We start from the raw sequence: 24,193 nt of genomic DNA, 5'->3' as shown, positions 1-24,193 counted from the left end.
GTCGGACGGGGCCGCGCGCCTCCCGTCAGCCGGCGGCGATCCGCTTGGCCAGGTGGGCCAGCGCCTCGTCGACCTGGTCGACGAGGATCAGCGACAGGTCGCCGGGCTGCAGCCGCGCCAGCGCGCTGTCGATGGCGATGAACTCGCCGCGGATCTCGTCGATGAAGCTGGTGCGGCCGGCGCCCTGGAGCCCCTGCCGCAGCAAGGCCATGACTTCGCCGTCGGCGCGGCCACGCTGCGCCGCGTCCTGGTAGAGGATGACGTCGTCGAAGGCCTCGCCGAGGATGGCGGTCTGGTCGCGGATGTCGCAGTCCCGGCGGTCGCCGGCGCCGCTGATCACGACCGAGCGCTTCCTGGCCGGCATGGTGTCGACCGCGGCGACCAGCGCGCGCATGGCGTCGGTGTTGTGGCCATAGTCGGCGATCACGGTGGCACCGCGGTAGTCCATCACGTTGAACCGGCCCGGCACGCCGGCGGCGTCGTTCTTGAAGCTCGCGAGGCCGCTGCGGATGCTGTCCCAGTCGAGGCCCACGGCCCAGGCCGCGGCCACCGAGGCCATCACGTTGTCGACCTGGAAGCCGATGCTGCCGTTGCGCGTGATCTGCACGTCGCGCAGCGGGATGCGCTCGCGCCAGGAGCCTTCGGCCGCCACCAGCGCGTCCTGGTCGACATAGACCGTGCGCTTGCCCTGGGCGCGGTGCGTGGCCATCACCGGGTGGGCGCGGTCGGCGGAGAAGAAGATCACGCTGCCGGGACAGGTGCCCGCCATCGCGGCGACGTTGGGGTCGGCCGCGTTCAGCACCGCGTAGCCGCCGGGCGCCACGTTGCGCACGATCACGCGCTTGAGCACCGCGAGGTCTTCAACGGTGGTGATGTAGTTGAGGCCGAGGTGGTCGCCGCTGCCGATGTTGGTCACCACCGCCACCTGGCAGCGGTCGAAGCCGAGGCCTTCGCGCAAGATTCCGCCGCGCGCCACTTCGAACACGGCCGCATCGACGTCGGGGTGCAGCAGCACGTTGCGCGCGCTCTTCGGACCGCTGCAGTCGCCGCTGTCGGTCTGGCGGCCATCGACGTAGACGCCATCGGTGTTGGTCATCCCGGTGCGCAGGCCGCTGCCGGCCAGCAGGTGGTTGATGAGCCGGGCGGTGGTGGTCTTGCCGTTGGTGCCGGTGACCGCCACCACGGGAATCCGGCCGTCGTCGCCGTGCGCGAACAGGGTGTCCATCACCGCCTCGCCGACCGCGCGGCCGCGGCCGAAGGAGGGCGAGATGTGCATCCGCAGGCCCGGCGCGGCATTGACCTCGACCACGCCGCCGTGCTGCTCCTCGAGCGGGCGCAGCACGTTCTCGCAGACCATGTCGACGCCGCAGATGTGCAGGCCGACCATCTGGGCCGCATCGACCGCGCGCGCCGCGACTTCGGGGTGCACCGTGTCGGTGACGTCGGTGGCGGTGCCGCCGGTCGACAGGTTGGCGTTGTTGCGCAGCACCACGCGCTGGCCGAGCGTCGGCACGCTGTCGGGCCCAAGGCCCTGCGACTCGAGGCGGCCGATGGCGATGTCGTCGAGCCGGATCTTGGTCAGCGAGGTGGCGTGGCCCTCGCCGCGGCGCGGGTCCTGGTTGACCCCGTCGACCAGCTGCCGGATCGACTTCACGCCATCGCCGATCACCTGCGGCGGATCGCGGCGGGCGGCGGCCACCAGCCGGTCACCGACCACCAGCAGGCGGAAGTCGAAGCCCGGCAGGAACTTCTCGACCATCACCTCGCCGTAAGCCGCGGCCGAGTCGTAGGCGGCCAGCAGCTGCTCGCGGCTGCTGATGTTGACCGTGACGCCCTTGCCCTGGTTGCCGTCCTGCGGCTTGACCACCACCGGCAGGCCGATCTCCTGGGCCGCGGCCCAACCGTCCTGGCCATCGCTCACCGGGCGGCCCAGCGGCACCGGCACGCCGGCGGCGTTGAGCAACTGCTTGGTGAGTTCCTTGTCCTGCGCGATGGCCTCGGCCACGCCGCTGGTGCTGTCGACTTCGGCGGCCTGGATGCGGCGCTGCTTGGAGCCCCAGCCGAACTGCACCAGGCTGCCGCGGGTCAGGCGGCGGAACGGGATGCCGCGCGCTACCGCCGCATCGACGATCGAGCCGGTGCTCGGGCCGAGCCGTGCGGATTCGTCGAGATCCCGCAGTTCGGTGATCGCCGCATTGGCATCGAATTCGGTGCCGCCGTGGGCGGCGTCGATCAGCCCCTTGGCCAGCTCGAGCGCGCGCCGCCCGACGGCTTCCTCGCTGTACTGGAAGGCCACCTGGAAGACGCCTTCCTCGAGCGTGCGCGAGGTGTGGCCGAAGTTCACCGGGCAGCCGGCTTGCGCCTGCAGGGCGATGGCGGCGTTCTCGAGCACATGCGCCAGTGCCAGTGGCTGGCCCAGCACGATCGGGTGCAGCTCGCCGATGGTCGGGAACAGCGCGCGCAGGCGGTTCTCGAAGCCCGGCAGGCGCTCGATCGCGGATTCGTCGGGCGTGCACGAGACGATCGCCTCGATGCAGGTGTGGCGGCTCCACAAGTTGGGCCCGCGCAGGGCGCGGATTCGCGTGACTTCCATGGTGTTCGGGCGCCGGTGGACCTGCGGTCCAGCCGGTCAGGCAAATTGTGGTTCGGGTGAAACGAGGGTCTGCGACAGCTGCAGCGAGGCCAGCGCCGCCTGCAGGTCGGCTTCGAAGGCTTCGACGCCGGCCCCGATCAGGTTCAGCGGAATGCCCAGCGCCCAGCCGGCGGCGACCGCGGCGAGCAGGCTCTCGAGGCTGACCCCCGCGTGGGTGGCGCGCCAGATCGTCAGCCGGCCGAGGCCGGGCAGGAAGGATTCGCTGCTGCCGGTGGCCAGCACCACGCGGTCCTGGCGCACCAGCACCGTCTTGCCGCCAGCGTCGCGGTGCTTGGCCAGCGCCTCGGCTTGCGGGTCGGCGGCGTAGAGGATCACGTCGCCGTCGCACAGCGGCGCCAGGCCGGCCACGCGCGGGTCGCCGGCGTTCAGCACGGCGGTGCCTTCGGACAGCACGACGTCGACCTGGGTGCGCAGCACCTTGACCATCTGGTCGCTCTCGGTGATGTCGAATTCGCCCAGTGCCTCGGCGCCTTCGAGGTCGGTCACGATGCCGACTTCGCAGCGGTCGTAGGCCAGGCCGTCGCGCAGGATGGTCTCGGCGCCGTTCTCGATCACCACCGCCTGGACCGCGCGGTTCACGAGCAGCCGGTGGCCGGCTTCCCAGTGGGCGCTGTCGCGGGCATCGACCCGGCGCCGCTCGAGGAACAGGCCGTCGCGGCAGGCCAGCCCGGTGTGGCGGCCGCCGAGGCCGATCAGCCAGGCCACCAGGCGCGACAGCACGGCGGTGTCCTGCGAGCCGGCGACGCCGACCACGGGGATGCGGCCGGGCGCGTCGTCCGGGAACAGGTGGTCGCAGATCGCTCGGCCCACCGGCCGCGGCGAGCCGACGGCCGGCTTCAGGTGCATCAGCAGGCCGGGGCCGGCGTTGACCTCGACGATCGCGCCGCCCTGGGCCGCCAGCGGGCGCGAGATGTCCTCGGCCACCAGATCGACGCCGGCGATGTCCAGGCCGACCACGCGGGCGGCCAGCACGGCCGCGTGGGCGACCTCCGGATGCACCTGGTCGGTGCAGTCGATCGCCATGTTGCCGTTGCGCTGGATCGTCACCACGCGGCCGGCGGTGGGCACGGCCGCGGCGTCCAGGTCCTGGCGCTTGAGTTCGAGCTGCAGCTTGGCATCGGCGTCGACCACGATCACGTCGAGCGGATATTCTTCCTCGGCACCGCGCCGGGGGTCGCTGTTGAGCTGGCTGTCGATCAACTGGGCCACGGTCGACTCGCCGTCGCCGGTGACCGTGATGATCTCGCCGCGGGCGGCAGCCACCACCTGGCCGCCCACCACCAGCAGGCGGTGCTCGTGGCCGCGGATGAAGCGCTCGACCATCACGTCGCTGCCCTCGGGCTCCGCCACGGCGAAAGCGGCGGCGACTTCCTCCCGGGTGTTCAGTTCGAGCGAGACGCCGCGACCGTGGTTGGCGTCCGAGGGCTTGACCGCCACCGGCAGGCCGATGTCCTCGGCGGCTTCCCAGGCTTCCTCGGCATTGGCGACCACCTGGCCTTCAGGCACCGGCACGCCGCAGCTGGCGAGCAGCGACTTGGTGAGTTCCTTGTCGCTGGCGATCGATTCGCCGATGGCGCTGGTGTAGTCGGTCTCGGCGGTCCAGATGCGCTGCTGGCTGGCGCCGTAGCCGAGCTGGACCAGGTTGCCGCTGTTGAGCCGCAGGTGCGGAATGCCGCGGTCGGTGGCGGCGCCCACGATGCAGGCGGTGCTCGGGCCGAGGTAGCAGTCCTCGACCTTGGCCTTGACCGCGTCGACCGCGCGCTGCACGTCGGCGGTGCCGAAGGGGTCGTTGTTGATCGCGGCCATCAGCAGGCGGTGGCCCTCGGCCAGCGCGACGCGGGCGACCTGCTCGTCACGGGCGCGGAAGACCATGCGGTAGACGCCATGCTGCGAGGTGCTGCGGGTCTGGCCGAAGCCGGTCGGCATGCCGGCCAGGTTGAGCAGCTCGATCACCACGTGCTCCAGCACATGGCCGGCCCAGGTGCCTTCGGTCAGGCGCTGGATGAAGCCGCCGCGCTCGCCGACACCGCAGTGGTGCTCGATCAGGGCCGGCAGCAGGGTGGTCAGGCGGTCCGTGAAACCCGGGATCGTGTTCGACGGATGGTCCTCCAGGGCGCCGAGGTCGAGCCAGACCTCCAGCACGGGCCGGTAGGTCCAGAGGTTCGGTCCGCGCAAATAGTTGATGCGCAGCAGTTGGATGTCGTCGAAACGGGTCATGAAAACGTTCGATGTGCTTTGGCCGAGCACGGATGCGCCCTCAAGCGCGCCCATGGCCATCGGTCAGAATCGGCGCGCGAGGAGCGCCATGAAGGGTCCGTCGGCGGGCCAGAGATACAGAAACACAATGCAACATCACGATCCAGTCGGAACCCCGGGGGGCGAAGGGGAAGCCGCTTCAGACGCTCTGAAAAGACGGCTCTCAGTCGCGGAAAACGTTCTGGCGGCCCTCCCGGTTGACCTTGACGAGGACTTTCGATTCAGGTCCGGGCTGCTGGCCCTGACCGACCAGCGCCTGCTGGCGCGGGAACCGGACGGCCAATGGACCGAATGGCGGATTCCGGCGCCGGGCCTGGAAATCCAGCTCAGCGACCATGCCGGCATCGGCACGCTCGACCTGCAGGGCGCCGAGGGCCGGCTCGGGCGCTGGCGTTTCACGCTGGCCCAGCAGCCGGCGGCCTTGCGGCTGCAGAAGCTGTTCGATCAGCAGGCCGAAGCTGTCGCCCAGGCGACAGCCTCCGGCGCCGAACCCGATGACGCCCCCTTCGTCGAGCCCGAACTGCAGACGCCGCCGTCGACCTGGGTGCTGCTGCGCCTGGGCCGTTTCGCCAAGCCCTATCGCAAGCAGCTGATCGCCGGGTTTCTACTGACGCTGGCATCGACCGCCGCGACCCTGGTGCCGCCCTACCTGACCATCCCGCTGATGGACGACATCCTGATCCCGTTCCAGAACGGGCAGCAGATCGCGGTCGCCAAGGTCGTGATGTTCCTCGGCGCGCTGCTGGCCGCGGCGCTGGTCGGCTGGGCGCTGGGCTGGGCCCGCACCTACCTGCTCGCGCTGGTCTCCGAGCGCATCGGCGCCGACCTGCGCACCACCACTTACGAGCACTTGCTGACCTTGCCGCTCGATTACTTCGGCGGCAAGCGCACCGGCGACCTGATGGCGCGCATCGGCTCCGAGACCGACCGCATCAACGTCTTCCTGTCGCTGCACGCGCTCGACTTCCTGACCGATGTGCTGATGATCGCCATGACCGCGGTGATCCTGTTCTCGATCAATCCGCTGCTGGCGGTGGTCACGCTGGTGCCGCTGCCCTTCATCGCCTGGATGATCCACGTGGTGCGCGATCGGCTGCGCACCGGCTTCGAGAAGATCGACCGGGTCTGGAGCGAGGTCACCAACGTGCTGGCCGACACCATTCCGGGGATCCGGGTGGTGAAGGCCTTCGCGCAGGAGCAGCGCGAGGCGAAGCGCTTCCACGCCGCCAACGCCTACAACCTGCAGGTCAACGACAAGCTCAACAAGACCTGGTCGCTGTTCACGCCGAGCGTGTCGCTGCTGACCGAGATCGGCCTGCTGGTGGTCTGGGGATTCGGCATCTGGCAGGTGGCGCGCGGGCGCATCACGGTCGGCGTGCTGACCGCCTTCATCGCCTACATCGGGCGCTTCTACACGCGGCTCGACTCGATGAGCCGGATCGTCTCGGTGACGCAGAAGGCGGCCGCCGGTGCCAAGCGGATCTTCGACATCCTCGACCACGTGAGCAACGTGCCCGAGCCGGCGAATCCGGTGAAGGTCGAGCGCGTGCAGGGGCGCATCGAGATGGCCGACGTCGGCTTCCGCTACGGCAGCCGGGCCGTGATCCGCGACCTCGACCTGGTGATCGAGCCGGGCGAGATGATCGGCCTGGTGGGCCACAGCGGCTCCGGCAAGAGTACGCTGGTGAACCTGATCTGCCGCTTCTACGACGTCACCGACGGCGCCATCAAGGTCGACGGCTGCGACATCCGCCGCTTCGCGGTGGCCGACTACCGGCGCCACGTCGGGCTGGTGCTGCAGGAGCCCTTCCTGTTCTTCGGCACCATCGCGCAGAACATCGCCTACGGCAAGCCCGATGCCACGCGCGAGGAGATCGTCGCAGCGGCGCGCGCGGCGCACGCGCACGACTTCATCCTGCGGCTCGCGCACGGCTACGACTCGCTGGTCGGCGAGCGCGGCCAGGGGCTGTCGGGCGGCGAGCGGCAGCGCATCAGCATCGCGCGCGCGCTGCTGATCGATCCGCGCATCCTGATCCTCGACGAGGCCACCTCGGCGGTCGACACCGAGACCGAGAAGGAGATCCAGAAGGCGCTCGACAACCTGGTCCAGGGACGCACCACGATCGCCATCGCGCACCGGCTGTCGACCCTGCGCAAGGCCGACCGGCTGGTCGTGATGGATCGCGGCGAGATCGTCGAGGTCGGGCCGCACGACGCGCTGATGGAGAAGCAGGGTGCCTACTGGCGGCTCTACCAGGCCCAGTTGCGGCAGACCGACGACGAGAGTGCGGGCGCGCTGGCCGAACGCGCCTCGGTGGCCTTGGTGCTGGGCAGCCATGCCGCACATCCGGCGGGGGATGCATGATGGGATTTCGACTCGAACGCGATGCCTTCGGGCGGCTGGTGCTGATCGACGGCGAAGGCATGCGCCACGTCGGCGTGCTGCCGGTGCGCGCCTTTCCGCTCAGCGCACCCGACGACGGCCTGTCGCTGGTCGGCAGCGACGGGCGCGAACTGGTATGGGTCGACCGTGTCGACGCCCTGCCGGAATCCGCGCGTGCGCTGCTGGCGCAAGAACTCGCGGCACGCGACTTCGCGCCGACGCTGCTGAAGCTGCACAAGGTGTCGAGCTTCGGCGTGCCGAGCACGTGGAGTATCGCCACCGACCGCGGCGAGACCCACTTCGTGCTGAAGGCCGAGGAGGACATCCGCCGGCTCGACGGCGGTGCGCTGCTGATCGCCAGCGCGCATGGGGTGCAGTTCCGCATTCCGGACGTGAAGGCGCTGGACCGCGGCTCGCGCAAGCTGCTGGAGCGCTTCCTGTGAAGCGCGCGGCCGTGCGCGAGCTGGTGGATTCTGTCTGATACTTCCGCCCTCATGCACACCACCGCACTCGTCCTCTTCTCCGGTGGCCAGGACTCCACCACCTGCCTCGCCGATGCCCTCGCCAAGTACGAGCGCGTCGAAACCATCGGCTTCGACTACGGCCAGCGCCACCGGGTCGAGCTCGACGCGCGGCTCGCGGTGCTGGCGCGCCTGCGCGAGCGCTTCCCGCAATGGGCGCCACGGCTGGGCGACGACCACCTGCTGTCGGTCGACGTGCTGGGCCAGGTCAGCGCTTCCTCGCTGACGCAGGACATCGCCTTCGAGATGCAGGCCAACGGCTTGCCCAACACCTTCGTGCCGGGCCGCAACCTGATGTTCCTGACGCTGGCCGGCGCGCTGGCCTACCGGCGCGGCCTGGAGGTGATCGTCACCGGCGTCTGCGAGACCGACTTCTCGGGCTATCCCGATTGCCGCGACGACACCATGAAAGCCATGCAGGTCGCGCTCACGCTGGGCATGGACCGGCGCTTCGTGATCGAGACGCCGCTGATGTGGATCGACAAGGCCGCGACCTGGGCCCTTGCGCACCGGCTCGGCGGCGCTGCCCTGGTCGACTTGATCGTGGAGGACACCCACACCTGCTACCTGGGCGACCGCACGCAGCGCCACGCCTGGGGCTACGGCTGCGGCAGCTGCCCGGCCTGCGAATTGCGGGCGCGGGGCTGGGAGCGCTACGTGGCCTCGACCCTGTAGCGCGCGTCCGCGCCTTCGGCTTGCGGAACCAGCGTCCAGCGGCGCTGGTGGTGGTCGCCGACCGAGGGCCGGTGCGCGATCGACACCATCGCCCCGCCCGCGGCATGGACCATCGCGGCCAGCCGCTTGTAGAGCGTGTTCTCGCTGTCGGCATCGAGCGCGCTGGTGGCCTCGTCGGCGAACAGCCAGGCCGGCTTGCGCAGCAGCACGCGGGCGATCGCCAGGCGCTGCTGTTCGCCGCCCGAGAGCTTCTGGCTCCAGGCATCGCGGTCGTCGAGCCGGGCCGCAAGGTCGGGCAGCAGTGCATCGTTCAGGGCCTGCACCAGCTGCGCGTCGGTGAACTTCCCGGCCGGTTGCGGATAGGCCAGCGCATCGCGCAGCCGGCCGTCCGGCACATAGGGCCGCTGCGGGATGAACATGGTGTTGTCGGGCATCGAGACCCGGCCCTTCGCAAACGGCCAGATGCCGGCGAAGGCCCTGAAGAGGGTCGACTTGCCGCTGCCCGAGGGGCCTTGCAGCATCACGGTGTCGCCGGGATGGACGGCGAGCGCGGCCCCGTCGATGAGGCGCGCGCCATCGGGCAGGGTGACGCCGAAGCCATCGGCGCGCAGCCCCTTGGCGTTGTCCGCCGGTGCCCGCTCGAGCGCGCTGGTGGCGCCGGCATTGGCCCGCATCGCGGCCTCGAAGGAGCTCAGCCGGTCGGCGGTGGCGCGCCAGACGGCCACGCGGTCGTAGTTGTCGACGAACCAGCTCAGCGAGTCCTGCACCCGGCCGAAGGCCGAGTTGACCTGCATCAGCTGGCCGAGCTGGATCGCGCCGCTGAAGAAGCGCGGCGCCTGCACGATGAAGGCGAAGATCACCGAGGCCTGGCCGAACGAGGCCGTGAAGGCCACCAGGTTCTTCTGCTTCCTGATCAGCTGCAGGTAGTTCATGAGCACGGCGCCGAAGCGCAGCTGCAGCTGGCCGTGCTCGACCTGCTCGCCGCGGTCGAGCGCGATGGCTTCGCTGTACTCGCGCACCCGCACCAGGTGATGGCGGAAGTCGGCCTCGTAGCGCTGCTGCTGGAAGTTCAGGCCGATCAGCGGGCGGCCGATGTAGTGGGTGATGACCGTGCCGGCCGCGCAGTAGACCAGCGCGATCCAGACCATCGAGCCGGGCACCGAGAAGCTGTGGCCGAAGAGCGTGAAGTCCGCCACGCCGCTGAGGCCCCACAGGATGCCGATGAAGCTCACCAGCGTGACCACCGCGTTGAGCAGCCCCATCGACAGCGTCATCGTGTAGTCGGTGAAGAGCTGCATGTCTTCCTGGATGCGCTGGTCGGGGTTGTCCGGCGACAGGCCGTCCTGCTGGCCGTAGCGCGCGAGCTCGAGGCGGTAGAAGGTGCGGTCGGCCATCCAGCGCTGCAGGTAGCTGCGGGTCATCCAGGCGCGCCAGCGCAGCTGCAGCAGCTGGGTCAGGTAGAACTTGAGGATCGCGATCGCGATGAAGCCGGCCGCGATCCAGCAGAAATAGACGATCTCGCGCCAGAAGACCGCCTGGTCCTTGTTCTGCAGCGCGTCGTAGAAGCGCGCGTACCACTGGTTGTTGAGCACCAGCATGTAGACCACGCCGAGGTTGAGCGCCACGATCGCCGCCAGCAGGCCGCGGGCCTTCCATTTCTCCTCGGAATTGAAATAGGGCGCCGCCAGCGCGCCGATGCGGCGCAGGGTGGTCAGCATGCTCTTGGAACCGGTGCTTGCAGTCATGGCGTGGGAGTGGGTTCACGCCTGGGGGCGGCGCGTTGCTTTCATCCTAAACCCACTCGGGCGCGCTTTCTTAAGCGGCGCTGAAATCCGGGGCCGGCTGACAAACGCCTGTCACATCGGCTGCCGATGATTCACGGCTTTCGTGCATCGGCGCGCGCCGCCTTGCATCTCTCCGTCCCGCTCGAGGAAATCCCATGTTGCGTCGCACCTTCCAAACCCTTCTGCCTGCCGTCCTGCTGGGCCTCGGCGCCGGCGCCATCGCGCAGGGCCGCACCGAACTGCTGGTCTACACCGCGCTGGAGGCCGACCAGGTGCAGGCCTACAAGGCCGCCTTCGAGAAGGACAACCCCTCGATCGAACTCAAGTTCGTGCGCGACTCGACCGGCATCGTCACCGCCAAGCTGCTGGCCGAGAAGGCCAATCCGCAGGCCGACGTCGTCTGGGGGCTGGCCGCCACCTCGCTGATGCTGCTCGACAAGGAGGGCATGCTCCAGCCCTACGCGCCCAAGGGCCTCGAAGCCGTCAAGCCGACCATGCGCGACAGCGCCAATCCGCCCAAGTGGGTCGGAATGGACGTCTGGTCGTCCGCCATCTGCTTCAACACCGTCGAGGCGCAGAAGAAGAATCTGCCGAAGCCCACGCGCTGGGCCGATCTGACGAACCCCGTCTACAAGGGCCAGATCACGATGCCGAACCCGGCCGCTTCGGGCACCGGCTACCTCATGGTCTCGGGCTGGATCCAGATGATGGGCGAGCCCAAGGCGTGGCAGTACATGGACGCGCTGCACCAGAACATCGGCATCTACAGCCAGTCGGGCAGCAAGCCCTGCCGCCAGGCCGGCGCTGGCGAGTTCGCGCTCGGCATGTCCTTCGAATACCGCGCCAACAAGACCAAGCGCGACGGCGCGCCGATCGACATCGTGCTGCCCACGGAAGGCCTGGGCTGGGACATGGAGGCCACCGGCATCATGAAGACGACCAGGAAGCCCGACGCCGCGAAGGCGCTGGCCGACTGGGCCGTGACGAAACAGGCCAACCAGCTCTACGCGAAGAACTTCGCGGTGCTCGCGCTGCCGGGCATCCAGGAGAAGCTGGAGTTCGTGCCGGGCGACGTCGAGAAGCTGCTGGCCAAGAACGACTTCGACTGGGCCGCCGCCAACCGCGAACGCATCCTGGCCGAATGGTCGAAGCGCTACGAGTCGAAGTCCGAAAAGAAGGCGCCGCCGCAGTAAGGCCTCCCGCATGAGCGCCTACCTCTCCCTGCGCGGCATCGGCAAGTCCTTCGGTGCCAGCCGCGTGCTCGACGGCATCGACCTCGACGTCGAGCCCGGCGAGTTCGTCTGCCTGCTCGGACCCTCGGGCTGCGGCAAGACGACGCTGCTGCGCATCGTCTGCGGCATCGAGCGTGCGGACCGCGGCCGGCTGCTGCTGAATGGCCAGGACATCGCGGGCCTGCCGCCCGCTGCGCGCGGTTTCGGCGTGGTGTTCCAGTCCTATGCCTTGTTCCCGAATCTCACGGCGGCGCAGAACATCGCCTACGGTTTGCATCCCACGGGTGCGCTGGCGCGCGAGATGGCCAGGCGTTCGCGCGAGATGCTCGACCTGGTCGGCCTCGCCGCCCATGCCGACAAGTACCCGGTGCAGCTGTCGGGCGGCCAGCAGCAGCGCGTGGCACTGGCCCGCGCGCTGGCTCCCAATCCGCGCCTCCTGCTGCTCGACGAGCCCCTGTCCGCGCTCGACGCGCAGGTGCGCGCCAGCCTGCGCAGCGAAATCCGTGCGCTGCAGAAGCGCCTGGGCATCGTGACGATCATGGTCACGCACGACCAGGAGGAAGCGCTGTCGATGGCCGACCGCGTGGTGCTGATGCACGACGGCCGCATCGAGCAGGCCGGCACGCCCGGCGAGCTCTACCACCGGCCGCGCACCCGCTTCGTCGCCGGCTTTGTCGGCCGCATGAACATGCTGCCGGCCACCGTGCTGGCGGGCGACCGGGTGCGGGTGCGCGACAGCGAGCTGCATTGCGCGCCCGGTGCGCTGCAGGTGGGCGCGCAAGCGACGGTCGGCATCCGGCCCGAGCAGGTGGTCGTGCGGCGCTTCGGCGACGCGGTGGGTGCCAACAGCTTTGCCGCCCGCCTGCTCGACACCGAGTTCCTCGGCCACCGCACGGCCGCACGGCTGGCCTGCGAGCCGCTCGGCATCGAGATCGAGGCCGAACTGCCGCCCGATCACCGGGTCGCCGAAGCGCTGGCGCCCAGCAGCATGGTGCACATCGAGCTGCCGCAGCACGCGCTGTCGGTGCTGGCGCGTTGAAGGGCCTCGACCGCGAACGCTGGCTGACCGGGGCCGGCGTCGGGCTGGCGCTCGCGACGCTGCTCGTGATCGTCGCGCTGCCGGTGGCGGCGCTGGTGGGACAGAGCTTCTTCGACCGCGCCGGCGCCTTCGTCGGTCTGGCCAACTTCGCGCGCTATCTCGACAATCCGGCACTGGTGCAGTCGGCCTTCAACAGCGTCTGGCTGGCCGCGCTGAGCGCCGTGATCTGCACCGCCGTCGCCTATGTCTACGCCTACGGGCTCACGCTCTCGTGCATGCGCGGCAAGGGCCTGCTGCGCGCCATTGCGCTGCTGCCGCTGCTGGCGCCTTCACTGCTGCCGGCGATCAGCCTGATCTACCTGTTCGGCAACCAGGGCGTGTTCAAGGACTGGCTCGGGGGCGTCTCGATCTACGGGCCGCTGGGCATCGTGCTGGGCTCGGTCTTCTGGACCCTGCCGCATGCGCTGCTGATCCTGACCACCGCGATGGCGACTTCGGACGGCCGGTTGTACGAGGCGGCCCAGACGCTCGGTGCTTCGCGCTGGCGCATCTTCCGCACCGTGACCCTGCCGGCCTCGCGCTACGGACTCATCGTGGCCTGCATGGTGGTCTTCGTGCTGGTCGTCACCGACTTCGGCGTGCCCAAGGTGGTGGGCGGCCAGACCGGCGTCCTGGCCACCGATATCTACAAGCAGGTGGTCGGCCAGCAGAATTTCCAGATGGGCGCGGTGGTCGGCTTCGTGCTGCTGATCCCGGCCGTGCTGTCCTTCGCGGTCGAGCGCCGTGTGCGGCGGCGCCAGGCGGCCGCGATGTCGGCGCGCGCGACGCCGCACCGGCCCGAGCCCGTGGCGCTGCGCGATCGCGTGCTGTTCGGCGCCTGCCTGCTGGTCGCCGCGGCCATCCTCGTGATGATCGGGATGGCGGTGTTCGCGTCGCTCGCCAGCTACTGGCCCTACCAGCTCGCGCCTTCGCTGAAGAACTACGACTTCAGCAACATGGATGGCGGCGGCTGGGGCAGCTATGTCAACTCGCTGAAACTGGGCCTGGGCGCCGCGGCGGCCGGCGCCGTCGCCACCTTCCTCTCGGCCTATCTGGTCGAGAAGCCGCGCCACTTCGGCCTGCTGCGCGAGGCGCTGAACCTGCTGGCCAACCTGCCGCTGGCGGTGCCCGGCCTGGTGCTGGGCGTGGGCTACATCTTCTTCTTCAATGCGCCCGCGAATCCGCTCAACGGGCTCTACGGCGGCATGGCGATTCTCGTCGTCTGCACCGTGGCGCACTTCTTCTCCGTCGCCCACCTGACCTCGCTCACCGCCCTGCGCCAGCTCGACCGCGAGTACGAACTGGTGGCCGAGTCGATGGGCGTTCCGTTCTGGCGCACGCTGTGGCGGGTGCACCTGCCGGTGGCGCTGCCCACGGTGCTGCAGGTCGGCGGCTACTTCTTCGTCAACGCGATGACGACCGTCTCGGCGGTGGTGTTCCTGTATTCGCCGCAGACCACGCTGGCCGCGATCGCGGTGCTGAACATGGACGACGCGGGCGACGTGGCGCCGGCCGCGGCCATGGCTTCGCTGATCATGCTCACGGCGGCGGTCGGCCGCGGCCTGTTCGCGCTCGCCGGCCGCGTCGTGCTGGCGCGGACCCAGGGCTGGCGCAGCCGCTAGGGCTGATTGCTGATGCCGCTGGCCACGTGCCCCGAGGGCACATGGCGCGCTGCCGCATCGACATGGCCGGTCTGGTCGTCGAAGAAGAAATCGGGCTCGAACTCGCGCAGGAACTCGCCCTTGGGCAGGCCGCCGAGAAACATCGCCTCGTCGACCTTGATGTTCCAGTTCATCAGCGTGCGGATCGCGCGCTCGTGCGCTGGCGCGCTGCGCGCCGTGACCAGCGCGGTGCGGATGCGCATCTCGGGGCTGCTGGCCTGCTGCAGCCGGTGCAGCGCCGCCAGCAGCGGCTTGAACGGCCCTTCGGGCAGCGGCAGCCCGGCCTTGGAGGACTCATGCTGCTGGAAGGCGTCGAGCCCCTCGGCCTGGAAGACGCGCTCGGCCTCGTCGCTGAACAGCACCGCATCGCCGTCGAAGGCGATACGCACTTCGTTCGGATAGGCGTTGCTCGCATGCACCGACTCGACCAGCACGCGGGCCGCGGGAAAGCCGGCGACCAACGCCTCGCGAACGTCATCGGCGTTGACCGAGAGGAAGAGGTGGGCGCGCAGCGGCCGCAGGTAGCCGAAGGGCGGCCGGCCCTGCGTGAAGACGCCGCGCTGCAGCGAGATGCCGTTGGCCACGCCCGAGCGGAACACCCGCATGCCCGAGACCGGATCGTTGCGCGACAGGATCACGACCTCGACCCGCTGCTGGCCGCCTTCGTTGAAGCGCAGCAGCTTGCGCACCAGCGAATAGGCGATGCCCGGCTGGGCCGGCACGTCGAGCCGCTCGAGCTGCAGCTTCATGTAGCCGGCGTCGTCGCCCGATTCGAAGATGCGGTTTTCTTCCTCGAGATTGAACAGCGCGCGCGAAGAAATGGCCACAACCAGCTTGTCTTCAAGATTCATGCTCGCCCCCAGGTTGGCTCACTTCGTGTAGCCGCCCACCCCCTGCCGGGGGCAACACCAGCGGCCCGGCGAAGCCGGTTCCGCGGTGTTCCACCAACGGGCCTGGCTGCGCCGGCCGTGAAACTGACGGTGCTCCTGTTTCTTGGCGGCGCGAAGCGCACGCCTGTTGGTGGGCAGTCGCGGAACCGGCTTTGCCGGGCCGCTGACTGCGCCCCCGGCAGGGGGTGGGCGCCCGGACACGAAGTGCCGGGCAACCTGGGGGCGAGCGTCATTTCACGAACTGATTCAGCTGGATGATGGGCATCAGCACCGCCAGCACGATCAGCATCACGACGCCGCCCATCGCCACGATCAAGAGCGGCTCCAGGATGGTCGCCAGGTGCATCGCGCGGCGCTGCACTTCGGCGCCGAGCTGGTTGGCGGCGCGCTGCAGCATCAGCGGCAGCGTGCCGGTCTGTTCGCCGAGGCGGGCGAACATCGAGACGATGCCGGGGAAGCGCTTCTTCTGCGCCAGCGCGGAGGCCAGCGGTGCGCCTTCGCGCACCAGCACCAGCGCATCGAGCGCATCGGCGCGCATCGCGCTGTTGCTCAGCGTCTCGGAGGCCGCCTGCAGTGCGCGCAGGATCGGCACGCCGGCGGTGGCCAGCATCGCCAGCGTGCTCGCGAAGCGCGCTGCGTTGTAGCCGCGCGCCAGCTTGCCGACCAGCGGCAGGTTGAGCCAGGCGGCGTCGAAGCGCTCGCGGATGGCGGCGCGTGCGAGCGCCATCCGGGCGCCGATGACAGCGATGACGACCGCCACCAGCATCAGCCAGCCGTAGTTGCGGACGAAGGCGCTCAGCGCCAGCATCGCGACCGTGAGGATCGGCAGCGCCCGCTTGGTGCCGGCGAAGACGTTGGCCACCTGCGGCACGACGTAGCTGACCAGGAAGACCACGATCACGATCGCCACCAGCGTCACGATCGCCGGATAGAGCGCCGCGCCGACCAGCTTCTGCTGCAGCGCCTGGCGCTGCTCGAGGTCGTCGGCCAGGCGCTCGAGCACCAGGCCCAGGTTGCCGCTCTGCTCGCCGGCGCCGATCACGGCGACGTAGATCGGCGAGAACTCGCGCGGGTGCTGCGACAGCGCGCGGCCGAAGGGCGCGCCGGCATTGACCTCGGCCCGCAGCGAGGCCACCAGGTTGCGCTGGGCCTCGGTCTCGGCCTCGTCGGTCAGCGCGGTCAGGGCGCGCTCGAGCGACAGGCCGGAAGACACCAGGCCGGCGATCTGCCGCGTCCAGACCGCCAGCGTGGTCGCGTTGAAGATCCGGCCGCCGCCGAACAGGCGGCGCCAGCTGCGGGTTTCCGGCACGCCGCTCTCGACGCTGCCGACCACGGTCACTGACAGGGGAATCAGTGCCTGCGCCCGCAGCATGCCGCGCGCGCTGCGCGCGGTGTCGGCCTCGAGCACACCCTTGCGGGGCTGGCCCTGGGCATCGATGGCATCGAAAGAATAGGCAGGCATCGGGCGATTCTCGTCCAGGCAAGCCCGGGCGTCAGTCTCGGGTCACGCGAAGCAGTTCGGCGCGCGAGCTGATGCCGGCCTGGACCAGCCGCTCGCCGTCCTCGCGCATCGAGCGCAGTCCGCCGCGCTCGGCGGCGACGAAAAGCTGGCTCTCGGGCGCCCGGTTGTGGATCAGCGACTGCACGGTCTCGTCGGCCACCAGCAGCTCGAAGATGCCGGTGCGTCCCTGGTAGCCGGTGTGGCCGCAGGCGTCGCAGCCCACCGGCTGCGCCTCGTGGCCGGCGGCCGGTGAACACACGGAGCACAGCTTGCGCACCAGCCGCTGGGCCAGCACGCCGAGCAGCGAGGAGCTCAGCAGGAAGGGCTCGACGCCCATGTCGGTCAGCCGCGTCACGGCGCTGACCGAGTCGTTGGTGTGCAGTGTCGCCAGCACCAGGTGGCCGGTGAGCGAGGCCTGGATCGCGATCTGCGCGGTCTCGAAGTCGCGGATCTCGCCGATCATGATGACGTCCGGGTCCTGCCGCAGGATCGCGCGCAGCGCCTTGGCGAAGCTCAGGTCGATCTTGGCGTTGACCTGGGTCTGGCCGACGCCGGGCAGCTCGTACTCGATCGGGTCCTCGACCGTCATGATGTTGCTGCTGCTGGCGTCGAGCCGGCTCAGCGCGGCATACAGCGTGGTGGTCTTGCCGGAGCCGGTCGGGCCGGTCACCAGGATGATGCCGTGCGGCTGGCCGATCAGCTGCTCGAAGCGCGCCAGCGTGTCGCCCTGCATGCCGACCGATTCGAGCGTGAGCTTGCTCTCGGACTTGTCGAGCAGCCGCAGCACGGCACGTTCGCCATGGGCCGAGGGCAGGGTCGAGACCCGGACGTCGACCGCGCGGGTGCCGATGCGCAGGCTGATGCGCCCGTCCTGCGGCAGCCGCTTCTCGGCGATGTCGAGATCGGCCATGATCTTCAGCCGCGAGATCAGCGCCGCGTGCAGTGCGCGGTTCGGCTGCACCACTTCGCGCAGCGTGCCGTCGATCCGGAAGCGCACCGAGGAGGTCCGCTCGTAGGGTTCGATGTGGATGTCGCTGGCGCCGTCCCGCGCCGCCTGCGTCAGCAGGGCGTTGAGCATGCGGATGATCGGCGCATCGCCGGCCGACTCGAGCAGGTCCTCGACCGCGGGCAGCTCCTGCATCATGCGCGAGAGATCGGCATCGCCCTGGACTTCGCTGACCACCGCGGCGGCGTTCGATTCGCCTTTCGCGTAGGCCGCGCTGATGCGTTGCGCGAGCTGCTCGGGCGCCAGCGGCTCGAAGGTCTTCACCGGGAACTTGCGCAGCACCTCGCCCAGGCCGCTGCGCGGCGGCACCTTCGGCATGCAGAGCGTGAGGCTGCCGTCGTCGGCCTCTTCCAGCAGCAGTTGCTGGCTGCGGGCGAAGGCGTAGGGAAGGGGATAGCGCACGGCCGGAACCTAGGGCATTTCGCGCGCCGTCGACGGATCGGCGGTCGGCGGCAGCGCGCCCTTCAGGGGCGCCGGGCGCAGCGCGCGCGTGTCGCTCGGCGTCAGCGGCGGCGGCACCAGGCGCGTGCCTTCGCCGCGGGCGGCGGCGGCTGCCGGTGTCAGCGGCGGCAGCGGCGGCAGCACGACGGACTCGTCGACGTTGTGCAGGACGACCGACTTGTCCGGCTGCGAAGCCTGCTGCAGGCCGCGGATCGCGTCGTAGCGGTCGAAAGCCAGCTGGTCGCTGGTGGCGGTGTCGCGCACCACCACCGGGCGCAGGAACACCATCAGGTTGGTCTTCTTGCGCGAGCGGGTCTCGCTCTTGAACAGATTGCCGATGATCGGGATGTCGCCGGCCAGCGGGATCTTCTCGATCGCGTTGGAGTACTCGTCCTGCAGCAGGCCGCCCAGCACGATGATGCTGCCGTCGTCGACCTGCACGTTCGACTCGATGCTGCGCTTGTTGGTGGTCGGGCCGTTGACGTTGTTGACGGTGCTGGCCTGGATGGTCGAGACCTCCTGGAACACCTGCAGCCTGACGCTGTTGTTCTCGTTGATCTGCGGCCGCACGCGCAGGGTCAGGCCGACGTCCTTGCGCTCGATGGTCTGGAACGGATTGACCGAGCCGTTGGCCGCGCCGGTGTTGGTGAACTGGCCGGTCAGGAAGGGCACGTTCTGGCCGATCACGATCTTGGCTTCCTCGTTGTCGAGCGTCAGCAGGTTGGGCGTCGACAGCACGTTGCCCTCGGCATTGTTCTCGAGGAAGCGGGCCAGGAAGCTCAGCACGTACTGGTTGCCGTACAGCCGGCCGACACCGAAGTTGAAGCCGGTCGAGGGCCGGGTCGCCGTGTTGCCGGTGGCGATGCCCACGGCCAGGTCGATGATGTTCTGGCCGGCCAGGTTCGAGTTGGTGCCCAGCACCGCGACATTGCGGTCGCCGTTGTTGCCGATGCCGCTCTGCCACTGGATGCCGAACTCGGCCGCCTTGTCGGCATTGACCTCGACGATCAGGCTCTCGACCATCACCTGCGCGCGCTTGCCGTCGAGCCGGTCGATCACGGCCCGCATCTGCCGGTATTGCGGTTCGGGCGCGGTGATGATCAGCGAGTTGGTCGACGGGTCGGCCTGGATCTGGCCCCCCGTGGACGGTGTGTTGGCGTTGCTGAGCGGCGTGGTCGCGGCCGTGCTGCCCTGCTGCTGGGGGTTCTGCAATGCTGCCGCCTGCAGGTTGGCCTGTGTGCCTTGGGTCGTCGTGCCGGTGCCGGCGCCGGTGCCGGTGCCGCCGCGCGCTTCGGCCGACATGGCCGCCCGCAGCGTCGTCGCCAGTTTCACCGCATCGGCGTTCTTCAGGTAGACCACGTAGACGTTGCCGGCCGCGCCGTTGGCGTTTTCCAGCGGGGCCCGGTCGAGCTTGGCCACCAGCGTGCGCACCAGCTGGGCCCGCGCCGGATTGGCCGCGCGCAGGATGATCGCGTTGCCGCGCGGCTCGGCCAAGAGCGTGGTGCGGAAGGAGGAATCGACCTGCCCCGGCGCCGCCGCGCCGGTCGCCGTGCTGCCGCCTTCGAGCAGCCGCGTCACCAGGGGCACCATGTCGGTGGCCACCGAATGCTGCAATGGAATGACCTCGATGTCGGAGGCGTTCGGGATGTCGAGCGCGGCCACGATGCGGGCCAGCCGCCGCATGTTCTCGGCGTAGTCGGTGATCACCAGCGAGTTGTTGCCGGGATTCACGTTGATCGTGTTGTTGGGCGCGATCAGCGGCCGCAGCACCGGCAGCAGGTTGTTGGCCGACTCGTAGTTGAGCTTGAAGATCTGCGTGACGATCTGGTTGCCGCTGAGGCTGGAGGTGGTCGGCGTCGACGTGGTCACGGTGTTGCTCTGCAGCTTGGCGTCGGCTTCGGGCACCACCTTGTAGAGGCCTTCGGACTGGACGATCGCGAAGCCCTGCAGGCGCAGCGCGGCGGCGAACTGGTTGAACGCCGCGGCCGGCTCGATCGCCCGGTCGGTCTGCAGCGTGATGGTGCCCTTGACGCGTGGGTCGACCACCACGTCGCGGCCGGTCACCACCGCCATGGTTCGCGCCACCGATTCGATTTCGGCGTTGCTGAAGTTCAGGGTGATCGGTTCGCCCCGGCGCAGCGCCTCCTGGGCGAAGGCGGAAGGAATGCAGGCCGCGATCAGCATCTGCGCTGCGAGCGCGATGGTGCCGAGGCGCATGCCGGCGGAAGACGTTGGCTTGTTCATGGTCAACCCAGTGTGATGAGCGAGCGCGCGCCGTCGCGTCGCCCGATGATATTCAACAAGTTCGAGAGCGCGGCTTCGCGTCCCGGCGCGGCGCTGGCCTCGCCGTCGAAGCGCATCGCCGTGCCGTTCCATCGTCCGCTGCCGCTCAGTTGCAGGGCGCCTTCGCGGGTGGTCACGAGCAGCGAGGGCACCGGCCCGCCCTCGAGCGCGATGCGGTAGCTGCCCATCGGCTTGAGGGTCGACAGGCTGGAGGAGATGTCGGTGGCGTCCAGCGTCGCGCGTCCGGTGATTGTCAGCTTGGGGCCGCTCGAGCGCAGCACCAGGGCCTGCATCGACAGGTCGAGCACGCCTTCGAGCTTGAGCGTGTTCCAGGGGGCGCCGAAGCCGGCCAGCAGGGCCGCCGGCCAGCGGGACTGGCCGTCGCGCCATGCCAGCTCGAGGCCGTCCGCCCGCGGGCGGCCCATGAGCTCGAGCGGCTTCGCCGCACAGCAGGGGACGTCGAGCACCGCCGTGACGCCGTCCCAGCGTGGCCGCAGCGTCCAGCCCAGCTGCCCCGGCAGCGAGATCGACTCGGCGCCGCCGGCGCCGCTGGCGAACACGACGCCGGCAGTGCCGTTCCAGACCGTGCCGCGCGCGTTGACCAGCTGGAGGTGGCCATCGCTCCATTGCGCGAGACCGGCAGCGAGCCAGCGTGCCGGCGCGAAGGCGGCCAGCGCGAAGACGATGCCGATCAGCGCGCCGAGCAGGGCCCAGGGCCAGCCGGAGCCGGACGCGGAGCGGGGGGAGGTCTTCGACAGGGCCATGGGGCGCTCAGCGGGCCGGCAGGCCCATGACCAGCGTGCCGTCCCAGCGCACCCGGGGCGGTCCGGAAGCGGCGCCGGGTGGGGCGGCGCCAGTCTGTTGCGCGCTGCGTGTCAGGTGCACCTCGCGCGGCACGGCGCGGGCATTGCTGCGCGCCTGCGTGAAGAGTTCGGCGAGGGCGTCGGCCGGGGCGGCGCGCAAGGCGATCGTGACGTTCTCGCCGGCACCGGCGCCTTGAAGCTGCGCGTTCGCCCCGAGGTTCTGGCGCACCGAGGCTTCGAGGGCGCGCATCGCGTCGTCGCGATTGGCGCGCGGCTGCGACTGCAGGGCCTTGGCCTGGCGCTGCAGCGCGGTCATCTGCTGCAACTGGGCGTCGAGCCGTGCGTGCTCGGCCGGTGCGGCTGCCAGCGTGCCCAGCGCCGGCGCCAGCGCCAGCCACCAGGCGAGCGCCAGGGCGACCAGCGCCGCAGCGATCAGGATCATCCGCTGCTCGCGTGGCTCGAGCTCGGGCCACCAGGCCTGCCAGCGCGCTTCGAGGAATTCGAGCCATTTCATCGCAAGGCCTCCGCTTGCACCAGGAGCAGGTCGCCCTCAGTGCGCGCAGCGTAGCCGCGCGATGACAGCGCGCTCTTCACGGTCGAGAACTCGGACGCCGGCAGGCCGAGCCCCCGCAGCCGCAGCTGGCCGGCGCTGAAATCGATCGCCGTCGGCATGCGGCCCGGCGGCAGGCTGGCAGCCAGGGCGCCGAGCATGGGTTCGAGGTCGGATGCCGCGACCCCTCCCGTGGCCTGCTGAAGGGCCGCGACTTCGCGCGTCATCTGCAGCGGGGCGTCGACCACCAGCTGCACCGAGGGGAAGGTCTGGGTCAGCACCGCGCGCACCGCGCCGCGCTTGGCGTCGAGCGCGCTGCGCTCCTTCCAGGCCCAGGCGTTGAGGCCGATGAGCTGTGCCAGCACCAGCGCCAGCGCGCCCCAGCGAGCGGCTCGCCATCGGGTTCCGCGCCACAACGCGCGCGAGACCGCCGCCAGCTTCTTGCCGGCGCGGGCGCGGCCGGTCGACGCCAGGTCGAACTGCGCCAGGTCCCAGGGCGAACGGCTGGCCTGCAGCCATCGCGCGGCCGGCTTGATGATCGGCACCCGCCGTCCGAGCACGCTTTCGGCCAGTTCGGCGACCGCTGGCTCGGCCAGGGCGTTGGTGTCGGCGGCCAGCGGACCGGCCAGCCCGAGGCCGGAGGGATCGAGCGGCAGCGTGGCGACGCCTTCGGTGCCGCAGACCACGCACAGCGCTGCACCCGGTTCGCCGATCGCGAACACCATCGGCGGCGCGCCAACCGGCTGGGGAGCGAACTCGGGAACGATCCGCGTGACGCGGCGGCCTGCAGCCTCCAGCGCCTGCACGGCGCTGCGCAGCCAGATGCGGTTGCAGGCCGCCACCCACACCGGAACGGCGACGCGAGCGCCGGGCTCGAGCGCGAAGTGGAGCGATTCGGGATCGTCGAGCAGCCGGTCTTCGAGCAGGCCGTTGAGCACCGAGCGCAGCCGTGCGGCGCCGCTCATGCTGCCCAGGGGCAGGGTGACCTGGTGCCACGAGAGCGCCGCCGCCGGCACCCCGAGGATGACTTCGTCGCTGCTGGGCAACAGGGCCGGCGCCGCGCTGCCCTGCGAACGCAGCTTGCGTCCGTCGCTCGACCAGACCGCCCAGCCGTACTCGGCAGCGGCTGTACCGGAGGAGAGAGGAATGGTTACAAGCAGCAGAGCCATGAAAAGAAGTAAAGGGTCGCTATTGTAGGAGACAGAGGTGTCGAGATGCTACAAATTTGATAGCATCTCACATAGGTACAACGGGCGCTGCGCTTATTTTTGACCCAATCGGGGCGGGGTGGGTGCCGCATCAGGATCTGGGCGGCGGCATCGTGGTGCCGGCGCCACGTTCTCGCCACACGATCCGGACATCGATGCCGTTGCGATGAAGCAGGGTTTGTTCCTCGACCCAGGTTCGGTCGATGCGCAGCCGCGCCCGGACTTCGAAGTAGTTGGTCGACACGCTGTGCTGCGCCGGCACCAGCTGCGCCGTGCTTTGCTGGATCAGCGCGCCGGCCTGGGCCAGGTCCTTGAAATAGCCCTGGGCGCGCGCCGTGACCAGGCGCTTGGCGCCCGCCAGGTCCAGCTTGGGCGTGCTCGCGAAGATGGCTTCGGCGCTCGCGGTGTTGATGTTCAGCTGCGTGCGCGTCGGCAGCACCGTGACATAGGGCTCCAGCGCCGCCACCGTCGAGGGCGACAGGCCGAGCCAGACCAGCTGCGCCGTGCGCTGCGGCACCAGTGGTCCGGCGCTGCTGGCGGTGCTCGTCGGGGTGGCTTGCGCAGTGGCTTGCGGGGTGGCGGTGCCGCCGCTGGCGCTCGTCGTTGCCGAGGAATCGGCCGGCGCGCTGGCGCCGGCCGGCAGCGCGCGTTGCAGGTTGGCCGTCAGCAGCGACAGTTCCTCGGCCGGCAGCCCCAGCAGCTGGAACAGCTTGCTGAAGGCGTCCACCGATGCCGCGACGGGCTTGCCGCCCTCCACCAGGTTCAGGGCGTTGAGCTTCGACTGCGCATCGATGATGCGACCGGACAGGAAGGCCTCGGGCAGCCCTTCCAGCGCGTCGCTGGCGATGTTCTTGTCGGCCGCCAGGAAGGTGGTCAGCTTGGCTTCCTCGAGCGGCACCGCCCAGGGTTCGGCCAGGTGGTCGGCGCCGCTGCCGCCGCTGCCGGCGGCACGGGCGTCCTCGCGCAGAATCAGCCGCGACCAGTCGAGCGCGCCGATCAGCACCCAGCCGGCCTGCGACCGCGCCCGTTCGGCGGCCTCGATCTCGGCCGAGCGCCATTGCTGCCAGAGCGCGGCCGCCGCGAAGGTCGCGACCAGCGTAACGGTCAGCATCGCCGTCAGCAGCGCTGCACCGAACTGGCCCCCACGCTCCCCCACTGCGTGTGGGTCGCTGCCCCCCGAGGGGGCCGCAGGCCGCCTTGGGGCGGCCCGGCGCCGGCCTGGGCCCCCACGCTCCCCCACTGCGTGTGGGTCGCTGCCCCCCGAGGAG

General features: G+C 70.0%; 17 protein-coding genes. 6 read left to right on the top strand and 11 right to left on the bottom strand.

The window, feature by feature from the left end; genetic code table 11:
* Positions 1–25: 25 nt before the first annotated feature.
* Both cphA and AC1DYD_RS19870 read right to left on the bottom strand, forming a co-directional pair.
* The gene (cphA, locus tag AC1DYD_RS19875; RefSeq protein ID WP_478174474.1) at positions 26–2,593 is read right to left on the bottom strand and encodes a cyanophycin synthetase; all 2,568 of its coding nucleotides are present in this window, start codon (positions 2,591–2,593) and stop codon (positions 26–28) included.
* Between the two features lie 36 nt (positions 2,594–2,629).
* Complete coding sequence (locus AC1DYD_RS19870) at positions 2,630–4,870, bottom strand: cyanophycin synthetase (RefSeq protein ID WP_478174473.1); 2,241 nt, start codon at positions 4,868–4,870, stop codon at positions 2,630–2,632.
* Positions 4,871–4,997: 127 nt separating this feature from the next.
* Here AC1DYD_RS19870 and AC1DYD_RS19865 point away from each other — a divergent pair, with 127 nt between their 5' ends.
* Genes AC1DYD_RS19865 through queC form a run of 3 tightly spaced genes read left to right on the top strand, consistent with a single transcriptional unit; the run spans position 4,998 to position 8,488 of the window.
* A complete protein-coding gene (locus AC1DYD_RS19865; RefSeq protein ID WP_478174472.1) occupies positions 4,998–7,274 on the top strand; it encodes a cyanophycin metabolism-associated ABC transporter in 2,277 nt (758 codons plus the stop codon).
* The gene (locus tag AC1DYD_RS19860; protein WP_478174471.1) at positions 7,271–7,735 is read left to right on the top strand and encodes a cyanophycin metabolism-associated DUF1854 family protein; all 465 of its coding nucleotides are present in this window, start codon (positions 7,271–7,273) and stop codon (positions 7,733–7,735) included. The genes AC1DYD_RS19865 and AC1DYD_RS19860 overlap by 4 nt, the downstream gene beginning before the upstream one ends.
* A 51-nt stretch (positions 7,736–7,786) precedes the next feature.
* Positions 7,787–8,488: a 7-cyano-7-deazaguanine synthase QueC gene (gene queC / locus AC1DYD_RS19855; protein WP_478174470.1), complete on the top strand. Its 702-nt coding sequence runs from the start codon at positions 7,787–7,789 to the stop codon at positions 8,486–8,488.
* On the opposite strand, the gene AC1DYD_RS19850 is transcribed toward queC, so the two are convergent.
* Positions 8,467–10,233: an ABC transporter ATP-binding protein/permease gene (locus AC1DYD_RS19850; protein WP_478174469.1), complete on the bottom strand. Its 1,767-nt coding sequence runs from the start codon at positions 10,231–10,233 to the stop codon at positions 8,467–8,469. The two genes, queC and AC1DYD_RS19850, sit on opposite strands and share 22 nt — an antisense overlap.
* Positions 10,234–10,427: 194 nt before the next feature.
* Between AC1DYD_RS19850 and AC1DYD_RS19845 the strand changes: the two genes are divergently transcribed.
* Genes AC1DYD_RS19845 through AC1DYD_RS19835 form a run of 3 tightly spaced genes read left to right on the top strand, consistent with a single transcriptional unit; the run spans position 10,428 to position 14,204 of the window.
* Complete coding sequence (locus AC1DYD_RS19845) at positions 10,428–11,465, top strand: putative 2-aminoethylphosphonate ABC transporter substrate-binding protein (RefSeq protein ID WP_478174468.1); 1,038 nt, start codon at positions 10,428–10,430, stop codon at positions 11,463–11,465.
* A 10-nt stretch (positions 11,466–11,475) separates the two neighbouring features.
* The gene (locus tag AC1DYD_RS19840; RefSeq protein WP_478174467.1) at positions 11,476–12,543 is read left to right on the top strand and encodes an ABC transporter ATP-binding protein; all 1,068 of its coding nucleotides are present in this window, start codon (positions 11,476–11,478) and stop codon (positions 12,541–12,543) included.
* Positions 12,540–14,204, top strand: a complete 1,665-nt coding sequence (locus AC1DYD_RS19835; protein WP_478174466.1) for a putative 2-aminoethylphosphonate ABC transporter permease subunit — start codon at positions 12,540–12,542, stop codon at positions 14,202–14,204. Before AC1DYD_RS19840 ends, AC1DYD_RS19835 begins: the two co-directional genes overlap by 4 nt.
* Here the strand turns inward: AC1DYD_RS19835 and AC1DYD_RS19830 are convergent.
* The 8 genes from AC1DYD_RS19830 to gspK form a co-directional block, all read right to left on the bottom strand.
* Entirely contained in the window at positions 14,201–15,094 is an 894-nt protein-coding gene (locus AC1DYD_RS19830) for a 5'-nucleotidase (protein ID WP_478174465.1), read from the bottom strand. The genes AC1DYD_RS19835 and AC1DYD_RS19830 overlap by 4 nt on opposite strands.
* A gap of 268 nt (positions 15,095–15,362) precedes the next feature.
* Positions 15,363–16,595 carry a type II secretion system inner membrane protein GspF gene (gspF, locus tag AC1DYD_RS19825; protein ID WP_478174464.1) on the bottom strand — a complete coding sequence of 411 codons (1,233 nt, stop codon included), beginning with the start codon at positions 16,593–16,595 and terminating at the stop codon, positions 15,363–15,365.
* Positions 16,596–16,626: 31 nt separating this feature from the next.
* Entirely contained in the window at positions 16,627–18,042 is a 1,416-nt protein-coding gene (gspE, locus tag AC1DYD_RS19820; protein ID WP_478174463.1) for a type II secretion system ATPase GspE, read from the bottom strand.
* Positions 18,043–18,051: 9 nt separating this feature from the next.
* Positions 18,052–20,325, bottom strand: a complete 2,274-nt coding sequence (gspD, locus tag AC1DYD_RS19815) for a type II secretion system secretin GspD (RefSeq protein ID WP_478174462.1) — start codon at positions 20,323–20,325, stop codon at positions 18,052–18,054.
* Positions 20,326–20,327: 2 nt separating this feature from the next.
* The gene (gspN, locus tag AC1DYD_RS19810) at positions 20,328–21,128 is read right to left on the bottom strand and encodes a type II secretion system protein N (RefSeq protein WP_478174461.1); all 801 of its coding nucleotides are present in this window, start codon (positions 21,126–21,128) and stop codon (positions 20,328–20,330) included.
* 7 nt (positions 21,129–21,135) lie between these two features.
* Complete coding sequence (gspM, locus tag AC1DYD_RS19805; RefSeq protein WP_478174460.1) at positions 21,136–21,681, bottom strand: type II secretion system protein GspM; 546 nt, start codon at positions 21,679–21,681, stop codon at positions 21,136–21,138.
* Positions 21,678–22,886 carry a type II secretion system protein GspL gene (gspL, locus tag AC1DYD_RS19800; RefSeq protein WP_478174459.1) on the bottom strand — a complete coding sequence of 403 codons (1,209 nt, stop codon included), beginning with the start codon at positions 22,884–22,886 and terminating at the stop codon, positions 21,678–21,680. The genes gspM and gspL overlap by 4 nt, the downstream gene beginning before the upstream one ends.
* A 130-nt stretch (positions 22,887–23,016) precedes the next feature.
* Positions 23,017–24,036 carry a type II secretion system minor pseudopilin GspK gene (gspK, locus tag AC1DYD_RS19795; RefSeq protein ID WP_478174458.1) on the bottom strand — a complete coding sequence of 340 codons (1,020 nt, stop codon included), beginning with the start codon at positions 24,034–24,036 and terminating at the stop codon, positions 23,017–23,019.
* Positions 24,037–24,193 lie beyond the last annotated feature (157 nt).

It is taken from the genome of Variovorax sp. P4_B11 (genome assembly GCF_056402355.1).
The sequence above is the reverse complement of the archived record's forward strand: the minus strand, read 5'-3'. Positions and strand labels throughout refer to the sequence as shown.